Below are 15,784 nucleotides of genomic sequence, written 5' to 3' on the forward strand. Positions count from 1 at the left end.
TGTGGGAGGAACATGTGGAAGAAGCAGATCATCTTCGCCACCATCAAGACGTCAAACCGATCTATGAAAAACGCAAAGAAACAATTGAACGAGTATTCGCAGATGCAAAAGAAAAGCATGGCATGCGTTGGACAACCCTCAGGGGACTTAAAAAAATGTCGATGCAGGCGATGCTTACTTTCGCTGCCATGAATTTGAAGAAAATGGCCAACTGGACTTGGCAAGGTCCAGAAATGGCCTAAATGATAACCTCGGAGAGGTCTGCAATTCTCTGTAATTACTTGAAGTCCTACAAAAAATCAAAAAAAGAGTTCGGAATGAGACTATTCCGAACTCTTTTTGTCTACAAACTGAAATCCCGAGAAAACTCGGGATTTTTCTTTTGATTACGCGCGTGATACGTAAGAACCATCAGTTGTGTTGATGATCAGCTTATCTCCTTCATTGATGAAGAAAGGAACTTGTACAGTTAGGCCCGTTTCAAGAGTAGCAGGCTTTGTTCCGCCTGAAGCTGTATCCCCTTTAATGCCTGGTTCTGTTTCAGTTACTGTTAGCTCAACAGAGTTAGGAAGTTCGATTCCTAGTGATTCGCCCTGGTAAAGCATTATGGCAACTTCCATATTTTCTTTCAAGAATTTTAATTCATACTCAATTGCAGATGCAGGCAATTCAATCTGCTCATATGATTCATTGTCCATGAATACATGCTGATCTCCATTTGCGTAAAGATATTGCATTTTACGGTTGTCAATTTGTGCTTTGGCAACTTTTTCACCAGCACGGAAAGTTTTTTCCTGGATCGCACCTGTGCGAAGGTTGCGAAGCTTAGAACGGACAAATGCCGCACCTTTTCCTGGTTTAACGTGCTGGAAATCCATTACACGCCAAATGCCGTTATCAACTTCAATCGTTAATCCCGTACGAAAATCGTTTACTGAAATCATAAATATGTCCTCCTAATTGTTCAATTAAAGAATAATCAATTCTTTGGTAGAATGAGTAAGCGTTTCATTATGATCCTTTGTAATTACTGTATCATCCTCAATCCGGACGCCGCCAAGGCCTGGTATGTAAATGCCCGGCTCTACCGTTACAACCATGCCAGGTTCAAGAATAACATCAGACTTAAATGACAAGCCCGGCCCTTCATGCACTTCAAGGCCAATGCCATGGCCTGTAGAGTGGCCAAAGTATTCACCATACCCTTTTTCTGTTATGTAGTCGCGCGTTAAGGCGTCTGCTTCTTTACCGCTCATTCCTGGTCTGATGCCTTCCATTCCCCGCTCCTGTGCTTCAAGCACAATATTATAAATTTCTTTCAGCTTTTCTTCAGGTTCTCCGACAGCTACAGTACGGGTAATATCTGAAACATAGCCTTTATAATAAGCGCCGAAATCAAGAGTGACAAAATCTCCTTTTTCAATAACCTTATCGCTTGCCACTCCATGCGGAAGGGCAGAACGGTGCCCGGATGCCACGATAATATCAAATGATGATGAAACTGCACCCGCTTTTCTCATAAAGAACTCTAATTCATTCGATACTTCCAGTTCAGTAATCCCCGGACGAATGACATTTAGAATATGTTTAAACGCAGCATCTGCTATGTCAGCTGCCACCTTTATTATCTTAATCTCTGATTCAGTCTTAATCAAGCGTAACTTTTCAATTGTTCCGGAAACAGGAACAAGCTCTGCTTCAACTGCTTTTTCATAGGCTTTATAAGCGGAAAACGTTAGATGATCCTCTTCAAATCCAAGCTTTTTAATGCCAAGCTGTTTAACCTGTTCTGCGACTTCTTCAGGAATGGCGCCAGTATGCTTAACAATCTCATACCCTTCGCATTGTTTAGCAGCCTGCTCGGTATAGCGAAAATCAGTGATGAATAACGCTTTCTCTGCACTGATTAAAACTACGCCTGCCGATCCTGTAAAGCCTGTCATATAACGGCGGTTATAGCTGCTGGTAATCAGCATCCCATCTATGCCTGATTGATCAAAACTTGCACGAAGCTTTTGAATTTTTTCCATATTATCCTCTCCCCTTTATAAGATCCATTAAAGCATGAAAAGCCAATTCATAACCCTTTAGGCCAAGCCCGACAATTTGTCCGCGGGCCACAGGGGCAATGACAGATGTATGCCGGAATTCCTCCCGGGCATGAACATTAGAAATATGTACTTCGATGACAGGAACCTGAATTCCTGCTATGGCATCCCTTATAGCATAGCTATAATGAGTGAATGCTCCAGGATTGAAGATGATACCTTGTATTCCGTCTTCATTGGCAAGGTGAAGCCTGTCTATTAATTCGCCTTCATGGTTTGATTGGAAACAGCATACTTCCATCTCATTAGATCTTCCCAATTCAATCAGGTTTTCTTCCAGACTCTTGAGTGTATCGGTACCATAGACGCCCGGTTCACGCTTTCCGAGCAAATTTAAATTCGGCCCATTTAAAAGGAGTATCTTCCCCATAATCAACCCCCTCATACTTATTCGCTAATGGGCTTCTTTTCCGGAATAGCAGCATATTTTAAATCGATTCAAACTGCCAGTGAAAAAGATTGTCCATTAAGAACATTCTAACATAAAGCAAAACTGCATACAGTTGCAATGTTTACATACTTTTCCTGATTTTATTGGACCTGCATTTTCTTTATGAAGGGAGGCCGGCAAGAGAGATGCATTCTCCCCGCTCGGCTTTTTAAATTGAATGCTTTAATACCACTTCTTTTGGCTATTAACGAGATAGCTGCATTATTGATGCACTTGACACCAAAAGACTTGTCCGGCATTGCCTGCCCGCTTTAATCAAGGATACTAGGGTCTGTGCGGGCCTTCTTTTCGTCCTCATTTTTGCCGCGCACTTCATGAGCTTCATATGATATGGAATACCCGACAAAAACCCCAAATAAAATATAGAAACAAATTGACGTGATAATCGTATTCCGTTCTAGCTCCCAGAACGGGCTAATCCCAGGGAATATTGGATTAAGAATAAAAAATACAATTAAGAAAAGGGCAATCCCATACCCCGCTCCTATGAAGATACTTTGGAATTTTCTGAGAGCTGCATAATAAATAAGTGCAGCAATGACTGAGATGCCTCCTATTAAGAGTATTGAGATGACCGTTCCCAGCCAGCCTTCTTTCCAAGCTCCTATTGTCCAGGGTTCAAGGATGACATTCGGTCTTATCTCCGTGAAATTGAACACATAAGCCAAAAAGGCGAGCCCGCTCCATAGGATGCCGCCAACCAAACCAGTAATAACTACCATAGCCATAAATGACATTGGCTTTTCTCTCTGATTTTGTTCCAACTGCTCTTTTTCTTCTGCCATTTGTGCCACCTCCGTTTCCTATTATGCCCACACGTTTTTATTCCTTTGCATCATAATAAAAATTATATGCAAATTGGTTGTTCCTCCCGGAGAAATGAAGATATTTTTAATATATTTCCTATTCTATAGAGGTTTTTTGGGGTTTTAGGTCGAATAAAATTAATATGTGGAAATAAATTTTTACTCTCCCCGGAAAAGAGACCTATTTCTATAAAAGAGTGTACCGGGATTGGAGATTGGAGCATAAATTTTAATAAGGAGCGAACTCCAGGAGAGTGCGCAAATTTTTTTACTGTCTGTATTAGAAATGGAAATTGGCTAGTAAAAAACGTTAAAATTGCCAATCCTTTGTTTAAAATGTAAACAAATTGGAAAAGAAAAAACGGAAGAAAACTTTTTGTGAAGAATTCACTTAAACTTTTTCATATATAGTTTAAAAGCTTATAAATTTGCTCATCATGCTTTTAGGGAGGTGGCTTTCTTGAAAAATCGGATTTCACTTTACATTATCTCCGGGCTAGTTATTCTTGCTGCCCTTGGAGTTGCCGTCAGCCTGATTTCAGATCCTGCCGGTTTTTTGCAGAGAATAGCTGTCATTGTCATTATAGGGGCTGCGATATACTTTCTATTTCAGCGCTTCAACAGATCTAATCCCTCTAAGCGAGAGCAGCGGGCTTTTATACGTGCAGCTAAAAAATCAAAAAAACGCTTTAACCATAAAGAAGCAGGTTCAACCAACAGCAGAAAGGCTTCCATGGGTTCCCTTACTTCGATTAAAAAACCCAAGAAGAAGTCTTCTCCGCATCTGACTGTCATAGAAGGCAAGAAAGGCAAAAAGAAAAATCGAGCATCCCTTTAATGGATAGCTCGATTTTTTTATTCTCCTGCTTAGTAGGTCCATTTCGCAAAAAAATTCTCTGCGCATTTCCTCCCATGGTCAAGCAGGGCTTTTTTCTTTTTGTCCGTCAAATCAAACTCTGCTGTCAATACCCCATCTGTCGGTATAAAGATAATATTTTGCGCGTGCTTCCTTGAGATATACCGTGCATCATGCGCATCCTTCATGGTCGCAAATAGAGCTTCATACATTTGTATGGCATTGGCGATTTTATTTGTCGGCCGTTCGCTTAAATTATGGCTTAATTTCACTCCCAGGACCGGCCTGGTTTTTTTTATATTTTCTTTATCAAAAAGCCACATCGGGAAATTGCTCAAAACTCCACCATCCACGATTACACTGGAGCGGCTATAAGCCTGCAGTTTAACAGGTTCAAAAAAATAAGGCAAGCTGCAGCTCATTCGTATTGCTTTCGCCACCGGAAATGAGCCTGGATCAATGCCGTAGTGCACCAGGTCATCAGGCAAAACAACCAGTCGCCCGTTTGTCAGATCAGATGCAATTACCCTTAATGATTGGGGCGGCAGGTCTGCAAATGTTCTAATTCCTCTTGCAGCAAGCTTTTCAGTCATCCAGTTCTCCAACTCCACGCCTTTGTATAGGCCTAATCGCCAGTAGAGAAGGAGCCATTTTGTGATTGAAAAGGGTATAAAAGTTTTTCTTTCATCAAGAAACTTTTTAACATCCAATTCATCCACAAGCTGATAGATTTCCTCACTTGTATATCTGGCAGCAATTAACGCAGCTACAATGGATCCAGCACTCGTACCAGCTACCCTCTTAAATTGGAATCCCCGCTTTTGGACTGCGTCATATGCTCCGATTAGGGCAAAGCCCTTGATGCCCCCTCCTGAAAAAACACCGTCTATATACATGTAAGCCACTCCTGTCAATGTACTTACTTATAGCGGAACGCTTCTTATACATCTTTAATCAGGAGCTTTTTAAAATAGTACGGCTGACAAGCAAAATTTCAGTTTAAGTAAAATATTGTACGTCAGCTTCCGGAAAATAGGAATGAATATATCCTCTTATTGTTTCATTTGCTTCTTAAGCCGGATAAACACCTGGGACCTAATAACAGCAGTATGAGCCACATCCTGCAACAGCCAAAAAAGAAGATGGAACATTTCTTCCATCTTCTTTGATTAACTATTTAAATTATAAGCCGCATTTTAGCTGTGCATTACAGTTTGTACATGTATTGCATCCGCCAATTTCTTTGACTTTCCCTTTGCGGCAAACAGGACATGTATTGCCAACTTCTGAACCGATGGTTACATCTGTTGAACGAAGGTCGCTGATGGTATCCACAAGCACCACATGCTGCTTGTTTTTCTCTTTCTTAACAGTGTCTGTATCATCAAAGCTGTTCTCTTCAGCTTTAAGTGTTAAGACCTGGGAATCGCGTGATCCGTCAACATATACCGTACCGCCCTTTGCACCGCCGCGATACAGGCGTTCATATACTTTTTCTACCTGTTCAACACTATACCCCTTCGGCGCATTTACCGTTTTGCTTATTGAGCTGTCAATCCAGCGCTGAATCACACATTGAACATCTGCATGCGCTTCAGGGGCCAAATCCATTGCTGCCACAAACCATTCAGGCAAGTTATCCGGATCAGCTTCGGGGTTGCGGTCTAAATATTCCTGAACAATATCTGCCTTTACTTCAATAAACTTCCCTAAGCGGCCGCTTCTGAAGTATGAGAAGGAGAAATATGGTTCGAGGCCTGTAGAAACTCCCACCATGGTACCTGTGGATCCAGTCGGAGCAACAGTTAACAGATGTGAATTGCGGATTCCGTTTTCTAAAATCGATTCACGAATATCCTCCGGCATTTTCTGCATAAAGCCTGTTTCTGTAAATGCTTTGCGCAGGCGATTCGTTTCTTCTGCAGTCTCGCCTGTTAAGAATGGGAAGCTTCCTTTTTCCTTAGCAAGCTCTACAGAAGCTCTGTAGGCTGTTGTTGCGATTGTCTCAAACACCTTGTCAATCAGCATATTTCCTTCTTCTGAACCGTATTCCGTTTCACAATAGATCAGCAAATCATGTAGCCCCATAACTCCAAGGCCAACACGGCGCTCACCCAATGCCTGCTTTTTGTTCTCTTCAAGGAAGTATGGTGTTGCATCAATTACATTGTCCTGCATGCGTACGCCTACTTCGACTGTACGCTTCAGCTTTTCAAAGTTTACTGTCTTGTTTTCCTTGTCTGCCATTTCTGCCAGATTCACTGCTGCAAGGTTACAGACAGAGTATGGTGCGAGAGGCTGTTCCCCACAAGGGTTTGTTGCTACAACCTTCTGCCCATATGCCTGTGCATTTGTCATATCGTTTGCATTATCGATAAAGAAAATGCCCGGCTCTGCTGAGTAAGTTGCACAGATATTAATCAGGTTCCAAAGTTCTTTCGCTTTAATCTTGCGATGAACTCGAACTTTATACCCGAGTTTCTCCCATTCTCTTACGTCTCCGACTTTGTGCCATTCTTCATTATAAATTTTCATGGTCTCAGCATCGTAGGATTCTACATCCGGGAAACGAAGTTCATACTCTGTATCGTTCTCAACTGCGTCCATAAATTCTTTTGTCAGGCAGACTGAAATGTTTGCGCCTGTCAGGAATTCAGGATTATGGACACTGTAAGTGCCGCCAGCAGCCAGCTTTTCCTCTGCATCCTTGATGATCTTCTCGCTGAATCCGCCGTAGCCAGGAATGCTCTTGTAATTAACAATTCCCTGGTACATTGCGGTTTCCTGCTCAGTGAAAGGAGTAAACTTTAATTTTTCTTTTGCATATTTTTTAATTGTTCCATCATTTGTATTTTCAAGAAGGAATCGTAAAATCCTTGGATTTTGCATTTTAGATATGATGAATTCAATAATGTCCGGATGCCAATCAGATAGCATAATCATTTGAGCCAATTTGTTATGTTGGTTCGTTACACCAACCCTCTAGGTCACCCTAGAGTTCAGACCATATCTTATACCTTTTTGGTATCCTCGCACTTCGGAAGCACTTGCTTCCTACTCTACTCCCTTCCACCTAGAGGTGTGGTTTCGATGGTCGTTGAACCTTCTCCACTCTTTCGAGACAGGAGCTTGGCTGCTGATTGTCTTTTTCCACTTGCTGTTTTCAAGCATTCACGCTTACCGTTTCCAGTTACGTTGTAGCCAGCAAGTCATTTATGATGCCTTTGACATACCCTATGTTATTGAGTATATCATCTTCCCAAAAGCGAACAATTCGGTATCCATTGCTCTCTGCGATCTCATTTTTCACTTGGTCAATTTTTATTCTTTCGACTTGCCATTCCGCAGGTTCCGGATAAAACTTGGGGTTGGCATGCCAATAATCCCCATCGCACTCAATAATCAGATTATACTTCTTTAGAAGGAAATCATATTGCCTCTTTTGAAGAATGAAAGAATATTGGTATTCAGTATTCAATTCCTTTAAGTACTCTTCCATTATTTCTTCTATTATTGTCTTTTTGAAAATCTGATTTTCCATCTGTTTCAGCGTGGCCTGTCGAATCTTTTCAATAGTCTCATCACTGTAGATATTTGTCTTTCCACTATTCCATGAAGGGGTATTATTCTCTCTTCTTGTCTTAGCTGTTTTAGATATAATATTTTTGAAATGCTTTTCTTTTGCCTCTCCATTCATAGATTCATGCCAGGCTTTCGTTCGTGATGACCTAAGTTGCCCTTCGCAATCTTCACTGCATGTTTTAGTTTCCCTATGGGGTCTTGTGCTTGTATCAAACTTGTTGTTACATACTACGCACACCAGAGGCTCTCCTTTGTTCCCGCAGGACGCTGAGCAATATTTCTTAGGCTTTCCTCTACGAAGCCTTACAGACTTATGACAGAGTTCGTAAGAGCATTTCAAATCTTCTGGAGCATAATAGTAGTGTATTAAATATCCTTCCAGTGTTAGGCCATGTTCATTTTTGATATGCGATGTAAATCGACCTTGCTTGTTATGAGAAATTTGGAATCCGCAAATGTTACATTTCTGAGATTCTTTTGCATCATACGGCCGCATGTTAATCACCTCAAGAATATAATATATCCATTATATTACAATTGGGTGACATTCACTATGCATAGCCATAAAGAGTTCCCAGCAATTCACGAGGTTTATTTATAGACGAGGCACTTAAGCTGATTTACCACGTCTGGACCCTCCCTGCTCCACAAGGTGAGTCAGTTTCGCAATGTCGTCCAGCCAGGAGACGGACCCTGAAGATTTTCCGTTAACCCCTTTTGCCAGTGTGTTGCGAGGTCTTAGAGTAGAACCATTTGTTCCAACTCCGCCGCCGCGGCTCATGATTTCCATGACCTGCTTGCGGTGCTCAGAGATTCCTTCTCGGGAATCCTGCACAAACGGCATTACGTAACAGTTGAAATATGTTACATCAGTGTCTGCCCCCGCTCCATATAAAACACGGCCGGCTGGAATAAAGTGCAGGTTTTTCAATTCCTGGTAGAACTTTTCAAACCATTCTTTTCTCTTTTCTTCGGTTTTCTCTACGGATGCAAGGCCTGTTGCGTTACGCTTGGCAATTTGCTCATAAAAGATTTCCAGCGGTTTTTCTATAACATCCAGCGGTTTTGTAATTATGCCCGTCCTGGCTTCTTCCGGATCATCGAGAACTCCTCTGTAATCTTCCTCTACTAAAACCTTGGCTGTCTTGTTTTCCCAGTCAATATCCAGGATGAAGCCCAGACCGCGTGCAGGAAATTTTGGATCTTCTTTGATAGTGAGGACAACGAAGTCACCATTTGTCAGTGTCACTTTCTCGGTGTCTTTGAAAGTGTATCTGTCCAGCATGACTAAGCGTGAAACACCTTTGTGGGTCATTTTCATATCCGGGGTTACAGGGTGAACCTGAGGAAATAAACGGATGTCCTTATTTAAACGGTCAATATTCAATTTCATTTTTTGTCCTAGCGCAACAGACATTGTTACAACTCCTTCGATATAAATTCATGCAATTTTTCTGTATGTTGTGTAAACATTTTCATAGTTTGAACAACTTTAGCTCTGTTAAAAGAGTACCCTAAAGTTACCATACCTTAAACCTCAAAATCAATATATAGTGTTTAAATTATTTTCGACACCACTACATATTGTGGTTAAGGTCAGGTGAATTTGATTTTGTCAAACTTAAAAAATACTAGATTTTGAAGGAAACGAGAGGGAATGACAGATTTACGACAATTTATGATAAATTTTCATAAATTTCGAGGCTTGCACTTTTAATATAGATTAATTGGTAAAATATTCTTAAAAAAGAAAAAAGCGACAGCGCCGCTTTTTATCTTTTATAATTCCACTCATCATTTTCATAACGCTCTTTGGCAATTTTTTGAACGTAAGCCATTTCTTCAGCTGTCAGCTCATATGGTTCCAGTTCAATATTCAGCCCTTCTTCGAACCCTTTTTTGAATGCTTTTTTTGCTTGTTCCAGTGTGATTTTTTCCGATGTAAGCTGATTCATGGCCACTGCTTTACTTTTAAATGCTTTCTGCATCCGTTCTTTTACTCTTTCGTTTGGATACTTGAATAAGCTAAATAGCTTATCTTCATCCAGATCAAGCAGAATTGATCCATGCTGCAGGATTACCCCTTTTTGTCTAGTTTGGGCACTGCCGGCCACTTTACGGCCTTCCACTACAAGCTCGTACCAGCTTGGTGCATCAAAACAAACGGCAGACCTGGGATTTTTTAAGGAATCCCTTTCTTCGGCCGTTTTCGGAATGGCAAAATATGCTTCCATACCAAGAGCGTGAAAACCTTTTAAAATCCCCTCCGAAATAACTCTATAAGCTTCCGTGACAGTTGTAGGCATATCCGGGTGCTCTTCCGGAACAATTACACTATATGTAAGCTCATGCTCATGCAGTACGCCCCTGCCGCCTGTAGGTCTGCGTACAAAACCCAACCCATGCTGTTTAACGGAATCCATATCGATTTCTTTTTCAACCTTCTGGAAATACCCGACTGAAAGAGTCGCTGGATTCCACCCATAGAATCGAATAACCGGAGGCATTTTCCCCTCGCTGTTCCAATCAAGCAAGGCCTCATCCAAAGCCATATTAAAAGAGGGCGATCCCTCTCCTGAATCAATAAAACGCCAAACTTCTTTAGTCATATGTAACCCTCATTTTCAAATTCTTTAACCAGTCATATGCGTTTAATAGTCTACCAAAATTCTTGGGAAATTCAAAGCATGTTGAATTTCCAATATAATTTTAAAGGATTCACTTTACTCCCATAAGGAAAGGCTTATATAATATAAGTTGGCTTAGCTAAGTGTGAAAGGAGAAAGACATATTGGATACACTTTATTTCATTCTGATCATATTAGGTGCAATCATTACCTACTCCGTGATTACATGGTTTTATCAGCGCAGAATTGTTAAAACGCTTACCGAAGACCAGTTTCGCGAAGGTTATAGAAAAGCCCAGTTAATTGATGTCCGTGAGCCAAATGAATTTGAAAACGGCCATATTTTAGGAGCACGCAATATACCGCTTTCACAAATGAAAATGCGCATGAAAGAATTGCGTCCGGACAAGCCTGTTTACCTATATTGCCAAAGTGGTATGAGAAGTGCCAGAGCTGCCCAGTTTTTGCATCGTAAAGGCTACAAAGACCTTTCACACCTGCAGGGTGGATTCAAAAAATGGACCGGCAAAGTGAAAGCAAAAAAATAAAAGCAATATATTAAAAGACCCCGTTAATCTTTGACGGGTTCTTTTGCTTATAAGAGAATGAACCGCCACTTCTAATCAGGATCTATTCCTCATATTCGCTGTTCCATTCCCCAAGCTTTCCAATTCTTTTCCCCAAGTCCGACCTTTATTACCGAATTTTTTAATTCCATTCCTAAAGTTCACAGTTAGCGTTTAATCCACAAAAAAGGGCGCCCTATAAGAGGGACACCCTTTTTTCGTTTTATTGCCTTTGATAGCGAAGAACCGGCTTTCTGGCAGCCATGGTTTCGTCCAGGCGGCCGATTACCGTTGTATGTGGAGCTTCCTGAACGATTTCAGGGTTTTCCTCTGCTTCTTTGGCAATTTGGATCATAGCATCAACAAATGAATCCAGTGTTTCCTTAGATTCTGTCTCTGTCGGTTCAATCATGATGCACTCTTCCACGTTAAGCGGGAAGTAGATTGTTGGCGGATGGTAGCCAAAATCAAGAAGGCGCTTTGCAATATCCAGTGTACGGACACCCAGCTTCTTCTGGCGCTTTCCGCTTAATACAAATTCATGCTTGCAATGCCTGTCAAATGGCAGATCAAAAAATGGTGCAAGCCTTCTCATCATATAGTTTGCATTTAATACAGCATATTCTGTTACAGCCTTTAGTCCATCAGGTCCCATTGTACGGATATACGTATATGCTCGTACATTGATTCCAAAGTTTCCATAATACGGCTTCACGCGCCCGATAGATTGCGGACGGTCATAATCAAATTCGTACTGGTCACCTTTTTTAACTAATACTGGCTTTGGAAGGTATGGTATTAGATCTGCTTTTACGCCAACAGGTCCAGACCCCGGTCCGCCGCCGCCATGCGGGCCTGTAAAGGTTTTATGAAGATTAAGGTGTACAACGTCAAATCCCATATCTCCAGGGCGGGCTTTTGAAAGTACGGCATTCAGGTTGGCACCATCATAATAAAGCTTTCCGCCAGCACCGTGGACAATCTCAGCCATTTCAAGGATATTTTCCTCAAATAGCCCTAGTGTGTTCGGATTAGTCAGCATAAGGGCTGCAGTATCCTCGCCAACCACTCTTCTTAGATCTTCCAGATCGACCAATCCGTTCTCATTCGATTTAACTGTTATCGTTTCAAAGCCTGCAACTGTTGCGGATGCAGGGTTAGTTCCATGGGCTGAGTCAGGAACAATCACTTTCGTACGCTTTGTATCGCCATTCGCCTCATGATAAGCCCGGATCATCATAAGCCCGGTCCATTCTCCATGTGCACCTGCAGCAGGCTGAAGCGTTACTTCATCCATTCCAGTAATTTCAATTAAATGCTCCTGCAAATCATACATCAGCTCCAATGCACCTTGGACAGAGGTTTCATCCTGCAGAGGATGCAGATGGGCAAAGCCATTAAAGCGGGCAACATTTTCATTGATTTTAGGATTGTATTTCATCGTACATGATCCTAATGGATAGAAACCAGAATCCACTCCATGGTTACGTTTGGAGAGAGCTGTATAGTGCCGCATAATATCAAGCTCAGAGACTTCCGGCAGCTCAGGCTCTTCTTCTCTTAGATAGCCTTCAGGGAGAAGCTCGCTTAAGTCTGTTTCCGGAACATCCATTTCAGGCAGGCTATAACCAATACGGCCTTCTGTGCTTAATTCAAAGATGAGTGGCTGATCTTCCTTATGCATGGTAATCCCCCATTTCCTTAACAAATGCATCGATTTCTTCTTTTGTTCTTAACTCAGTTACAGCAACAAGCATATGGTTTTTCAGGTCGGCAAAATCTCTTCCCAGATCATAGCCGCCAATAATACCTTTTTGTAAAAGCTCCTGATTCACTTCTTTGACTGGCTTATTCAGCTTGATGACAAATTCATTAAATGAAGAACCTTCAAATGCGATTTCAAAACCATTAGCTTTAAACTGCTGTTTGGCATAATGGGCCTTTTGCATATTGGCTGCAGCCATTTCTTTAACGCCCTTCTTGCCCAGAGCGGTCATGGCAACCGATGCTGCCAGGGCATTTAATGCCTGATTGGAGCAAATATTGGATGTCGCTTTATCACGGCGGATATGCTGCTCACGGGCCTGGAGCGTCAAAACAAAGCCTCTGCGTCCCTGGTCATCTACTGTTTGGCCTACAAGGCGGCCTGGCACTTTTCTCATCAGCTTGGATGTTACAGCAAAGTATCCGCAATGCGGACCGCCAAATGCTGTAGGAATTCCGAAAGGCTGTGCATCTCCTACGACAATGTCGGCACCGAATTTTCCAGGAGGCGTTAGGGCACCCAGAGAAAGCGGGTTACTAGATACTACAAACATGGATTTATGCGCGTGAATGATTTCTTCAAGCTCTTTTAAAGGCTCCACTCTTCCGAAAAAGTTAGGGTACTGGACGATTACAGCTGCGATATCATCGCCAATCATTTCTTTCAGAGCATCAAGATCTGTAATGCCATTTTTTTGAGGAATTTCAACTACCTCAATATATTGACCCTTTGCATAAGTTTTGACGACATCCTTTGATTCAGGATGAACGGCACTTGAGATCAGGACTTTTTTTCGGCGGGTACTGCCTGCGCTAAGCATTGCAGCTTCAGCAAGAGATGTTCCGCCATCATACATGGAAGAATTGGCAACGTCCATCCCCGTTAACTCACAGATCATCGTTTGGAATTCAAAGATTGCCTGAAGTTCCCCCTGGGAGATTTCAGGCTGGTAAGGAGTGTAGGCAGTATAGAATTCTGAACGAGACAATACATGGTCAACGATGACTGGCATGTAATGATCGTATACACCTGCTCCAAGGAAAGATGTATTTGTGCGAAGATCGGCATTCTTCTGAGCCATCCTAGTAAGCTCTTTCATTAGGGCTGTTTCAGATTTTGCCGGTTTAACTTTATATTCACCTTTAAATCTTACGCTTTCAGGAATGTCACTGAAGAGTTCATCCACAGAATTAACGCCGATTGTTTCCAGCATTGCTTTCTGATCAGACTCTGTCATCGGTAAATAGCGATGTTTCATCGTTTTCTCCCCCCGGTTAATTCTTTTCTCTTTTATAGAAAGGTGTAGCTGCAATAGCTGCTTTTAATCGTTTTCCGCGGATTTCAACTTCCACTTCTGTTCCCAGCTCGGTATGTTCCTTTTTGATAAGTGCCAGGCCTATGTTCTTCTTTAAGGTTGGAGATTGGGTGCCTGTGGTTACTTCCCCAATAAGCTCTTCTCCTTTATATACAGGGTAGCCATGGCGCGGAATTCCACGGTCTATCATTTCGATTCCGACTAGCTTGCGGGGCACCCCGCTTTCCTTTTGCTGCTTCAACACATCTTTGCCGATAAAATCAGCATCTTTATTCACTTTAACAGCAAACCCGATTCCTGCTTCAAGCGGTGTAATTTCAGGTGACAGCTCTTGGCCATATAACGCCAGATTAGCTTCAAAGCGAAGTGTGTCCCTAGCACCAAGACCGCATGGAAGCACTCCTTCTTCTTTGCCGGCTTCAAGGATTTCATTCCACAATGCTACTGCATCATTGGCATCACAGTATACTTCGAAGCCATCTTCTCCTGTATAGCCAGTTCTTGACACAAGTGCTTTTTTTCCATTCAGTTCTACATCCTGCTGGAATTTGAAAAAGCCGATTTCTGCAAGGTTTGTGCTCCCAGCAAGCTTTTGCAGCACCTTTTCGGCAAGCGGCCCCTGAAGGGCAAGCTGTGCCATTTCTTCTGAGAGATTTTTCAATTCGACATTGCCTTCAACATGGTCCTTAAGCCAGCTGAAATCCTTTTCAATGTTGGAGGCATTTACAACTAGCAGATAGTGGTCATCTTCTATTTTATAGACAAGTAAATCATCAACAGTTCCGCCATTTTCATAACACATGGCTGTATATTGAGCACCTGAGCTCTTTAATTTTGAGACATCATTCGTCATCATTTTTTGAAGGTAAGCAAGGCTGTCTGTCCCTTTTACTTCGATTTCTCCCATATGGGATACATCAAAAAGACCAGCTTTGGTACGGACTGCTTCATGCTCCTCTTTAATGCTTGAAAACTGTACAGGAAGGTCCCAGCCTCCAAAATCGATGGTTTTTGCTCCATAATCTTTGTACACCTCATATAAAGGCGTTCGTTTTAACTGTGACATTTACTCGTCCCCCTTATAATCTTTTAATTTGGAATAGGAACATAAAAAAGGACAGAGCATCCCCTCATTTATGAGAAGATCTCTGTCCTTGCACCTGAAAGTTTACCGAAACCGGCTTTCCCCTTGGGTGGCTCCATAAAAAGAGCGCTCTCCAGAGCTGCGTCAAACAAGAGTTCTTTTGCCTGAGAGATTCACAGGTGATTTGCTTGCTCCTTCGGCGCTACAAACGTAGTCTCTCCCCTTGTTATCATTCGCATTTATAAAATTTTCCAAGTTGGTCATACTTATACCAAACAGAAAAAAGTGATTCCATTATTTCGGTAAACTAAATTTAATGTGTTAACTTTCTAAACTTTCAAAGCTACTATCATCCTACCACCTAAACCCGGTTTGGGCAATATGTTTTAGAGGAAGTTCAAAAAGTCCGGGAAAAATAGCTGTCGAATCTCTGCGTCAGCTTGCTTTTCCACTGCTCAAGTTTTTAAACCCATGCGCTCTGCTCCTTGAATAAGAAAACCGCTTTTCATTGCGTGCGATGTTTATTCGGAGAAGCTTTTTCTTTATGCGGAGCTTCGATGTTCTTCTCGGCTCTTTTTGTCCTCTTTATTTTCACTTGATATTTATAGATTAAAGGAGCTGTTT

The 15,784-nt window shown here is 41.9% G+C and carries 13 protein-coding genes, 2 pseudogenes and 1 riboswitch; of the genes and pseudogenes, 3 read left to right on the plus strand and 12 right to left on the minus strand.

Annotated elements, in window-relative coordinates; all coding sequences use genetic code 11:
- The coding region (locus L634_RS31300) for a transposase (protein ID WP_034262801.1) at positions 1-242 on the plus strand (242 nt) is incomplete at its 5' end.
- A 144-nt stretch (positions 243-386) separates the two neighbouring features.
- Here L634_RS31300 and efp read toward each other — a convergent pair.
- The 4 genes from efp to L634_RS0116210 form a co-directional block, all read right to left on the minus strand.
- Positions 387-944, minus strand: coding sequence for an elongation factor P (efp, locus tag L634_RS0116195; RefSeq protein WP_026583339.1), 558 nt, complete (start codon positions 942-944; stop codon positions 387-389).
- A 24-nt stretch (positions 945-968) separates the two neighbouring features.
- Positions 969-2,030 (minus strand): M24 family metallopeptidase, encoded by a 1,062-nt coding sequence (locus L634_RS0116200; RefSeq protein WP_026583340.1) that lies wholly within the window; start codon positions 2,028-2,030, stop codon positions 969-971.
- A 1-nt stretch (position 2,031) separates the two neighbouring features.
- A complete protein-coding gene (aroQ, locus tag L634_RS0116205; RefSeq protein ID WP_026583341.1) occupies positions 2,032-2,478 on the minus strand; it encodes a type II 3-dehydroquinate dehydratase in 447 nt (148 codons plus the stop codon).
- 332 nt (positions 2,479-2,810) lie between these two features.
- Entirely contained in the window at positions 2,811-3,344 is a 534-nt protein-coding gene (locus tag L634_RS0116210; RefSeq protein ID WP_026583342.1) for a YqhR family membrane protein, read from the minus strand.
- 472 nt (positions 3,345-3,816) lie between these two features.
- On the opposite strand from L634_RS0116210, the gene L634_RS0116215 reads away from it, so the two are divergent.
- Entirely contained in the window at positions 3,817-4,203 is a 387-nt protein-coding gene (locus L634_RS0116215; protein WP_442852706.1) for an SA1362 family protein, read from the plus strand.
- Between the two features lie 29 nt (positions 4,204-4,232).
- On the opposite strand, the gene L634_RS0116220 is transcribed toward L634_RS0116215, so the two are convergent.
- From L634_RS0116220 to L634_RS0116240, 5 genes and pseudogenes are all read right to left on the minus strand, one after another.
- Positions 4,233-5,117, minus strand: a complete 885-nt coding sequence (locus L634_RS0116220; RefSeq protein ID WP_026583344.1) for a patatin-like phospholipase family protein — start codon at positions 5,115-5,117, stop codon at positions 4,233-4,235.
- A gap of 286 nt (positions 5,118-5,403) precedes the next feature.
- A pseudogene (locus L634_RS31305) lies at positions 5,404-7,170 on the minus strand (vitamin B12-dependent ribonucleotide reductase); the annotation flags it as partial.
- A 241-nt stretch (positions 7,171-7,411) separates the two neighbouring features.
- Positions 7,412-8,041: an endonuclease domain-containing protein gene (locus tag L634_RS0116230; RefSeq protein WP_198029782.1), complete on the minus strand. Its 630-nt coding sequence runs from the start codon at positions 8,039-8,041 to the stop codon at positions 7,412-7,414.
- Between the two features lie 384 nt (positions 8,042-8,425).
- Positions 8,426-9,220: pseudogene (locus L634_RS0116235) on the minus strand (ribonucleotide reductase N-terminal alpha domain-containing protein); the annotation flags it as partial.
- Between the two features lie 355 nt (positions 9,221-9,575).
- Positions 9,576-10,412, minus strand: coding sequence for a lipoate--protein ligase family protein (locus tag L634_RS0116240; protein ID WP_026583347.1), 837 nt, complete (start codon positions 10,410-10,412; stop codon positions 9,576-9,578).
- 182 nt (positions 10,413-10,594) lie between these two features.
- On the opposite strand from L634_RS0116240, the gene L634_RS0116245 reads away from it, so the two are divergent.
- Complete coding sequence (locus tag L634_RS0116245) at positions 10,595-10,978, plus strand: rhodanese-like domain-containing protein (protein ID WP_026583348.1); 384 nt, start codon at positions 10,595-10,597, stop codon at positions 10,976-10,978.
- A gap of 241 nt (positions 10,979-11,219) precedes the next feature.
- On the opposite strand, the gene gcvPB is transcribed toward L634_RS0116245, so the two are convergent.
- The 3 genes from gcvPB to gcvT are packed head-to-tail and all read right to left on the minus strand — an operon-like array spanning position 11,220 to position 15,142.
- Positions 11,220-12,680 (minus strand): aminomethyl-transferring glycine dehydrogenase subunit GcvPB, encoded by a 1,461-nt coding sequence (gene gcvPB / locus L634_RS0116250; RefSeq protein WP_026583349.1) that lies wholly within the window; start codon positions 12,678-12,680, stop codon positions 11,220-11,222.
- On the minus strand, positions 12,673-14,019 hold the full coding sequence (gcvPA, locus tag L634_RS0116255) for an aminomethyl-transferring glycine dehydrogenase subunit GcvPA (protein WP_026583350.1): 1,347 nt from the start codon (positions 14,017-14,019) through the stop codon (positions 12,673-12,675). Before gcvPA ends, gcvPB begins: the two co-directional genes overlap by 8 nt.
- 16 nt (positions 14,020-14,035) lie before the next feature.
- A complete protein-coding gene (gene gcvT / locus L634_RS0116260) occupies positions 14,036-15,142 on the minus strand; it encodes a glycine cleavage system aminomethyltransferase GcvT (protein WP_026583351.1) in 1,107 nt (368 codons plus the stop codon).
- Between the two features lie 160 nt (positions 15,143-15,302).
- Positions 15,303-15,393, minus strand: a riboswitch (glycine riboswitch).
- Positions 15,394-15,784 lie beyond the last annotated feature (391 nt).

Origin of the sequence: Bacillus sp. J33 (assembly GCF_000518885.1) — a bacterium.
Taxonomy (GTDB): Bacteria; Bacillota; Bacilli; order Bacillales; family Cytobacillaceae; genus Cytobacillus.

Bases quoted from the DNA above. Each gene is read 5' to 3' on its own strand.
- L634_RS0116220 (WP_026583344.1), bottom strand. From the start codon at position 5,117: ATGTATATAGACGGTGTTTTTTCAGGAGGGGGCATCAAGGGCTTTGCC.
- gcvPB (WP_026583349.1), bottom strand. From the start codon at position 12,680: ATGCATAAGGAAGATCAGCCACTCATCTTTGAATTAAGCACAGAAGGC.
- gcvPA (WP_026583350.1), bottom strand. From the start codon at position 14,019: ATGAAACATCGCTATTTACCGATGACAGAGTCTGATCAGAAAGCAATG.
- gcvT (WP_026583351.1), bottom strand. From the start codon at position 15,142: ATGTCACAGTTAAAACGAACGCCTTTATATGAGGTGTACAAAGATTAT.
- L634_RS0116240 (WP_026583347.1), bottom strand. From the start codon at position 10,412: ATGACTAAAGAAGTTTGGCGTTTTATTGATTCAGGAGAGGGATCGCCC.
- aroQ (WP_026583341.1), bottom strand. From the start codon at position 2,478: ATGGGGAAGATACTCCTTTTAAATGGGCCGAATTTAAATTTGCTCGGA.
- efp (WP_026583339.1), bottom strand. From the start codon at position 944: ATGATTTCAGTAAACGATTTTCGTACGGGATTAACGATTGAAGTTGAT.
- L634_RS0116210 (WP_026583342.1), bottom strand. From the start codon at position 3,344: ATGGCAGAAGAAAAAGAGCAGTTGGAACAAAATCAGAGAGAAAAGCCA.
- L634_RS0116200 (WP_026583340.1), bottom strand. From the start codon at position 2,030: ATGGAAAAAATTCAAAAGCTTCGTGCAAGTTTTGATCAATCAGGCATA.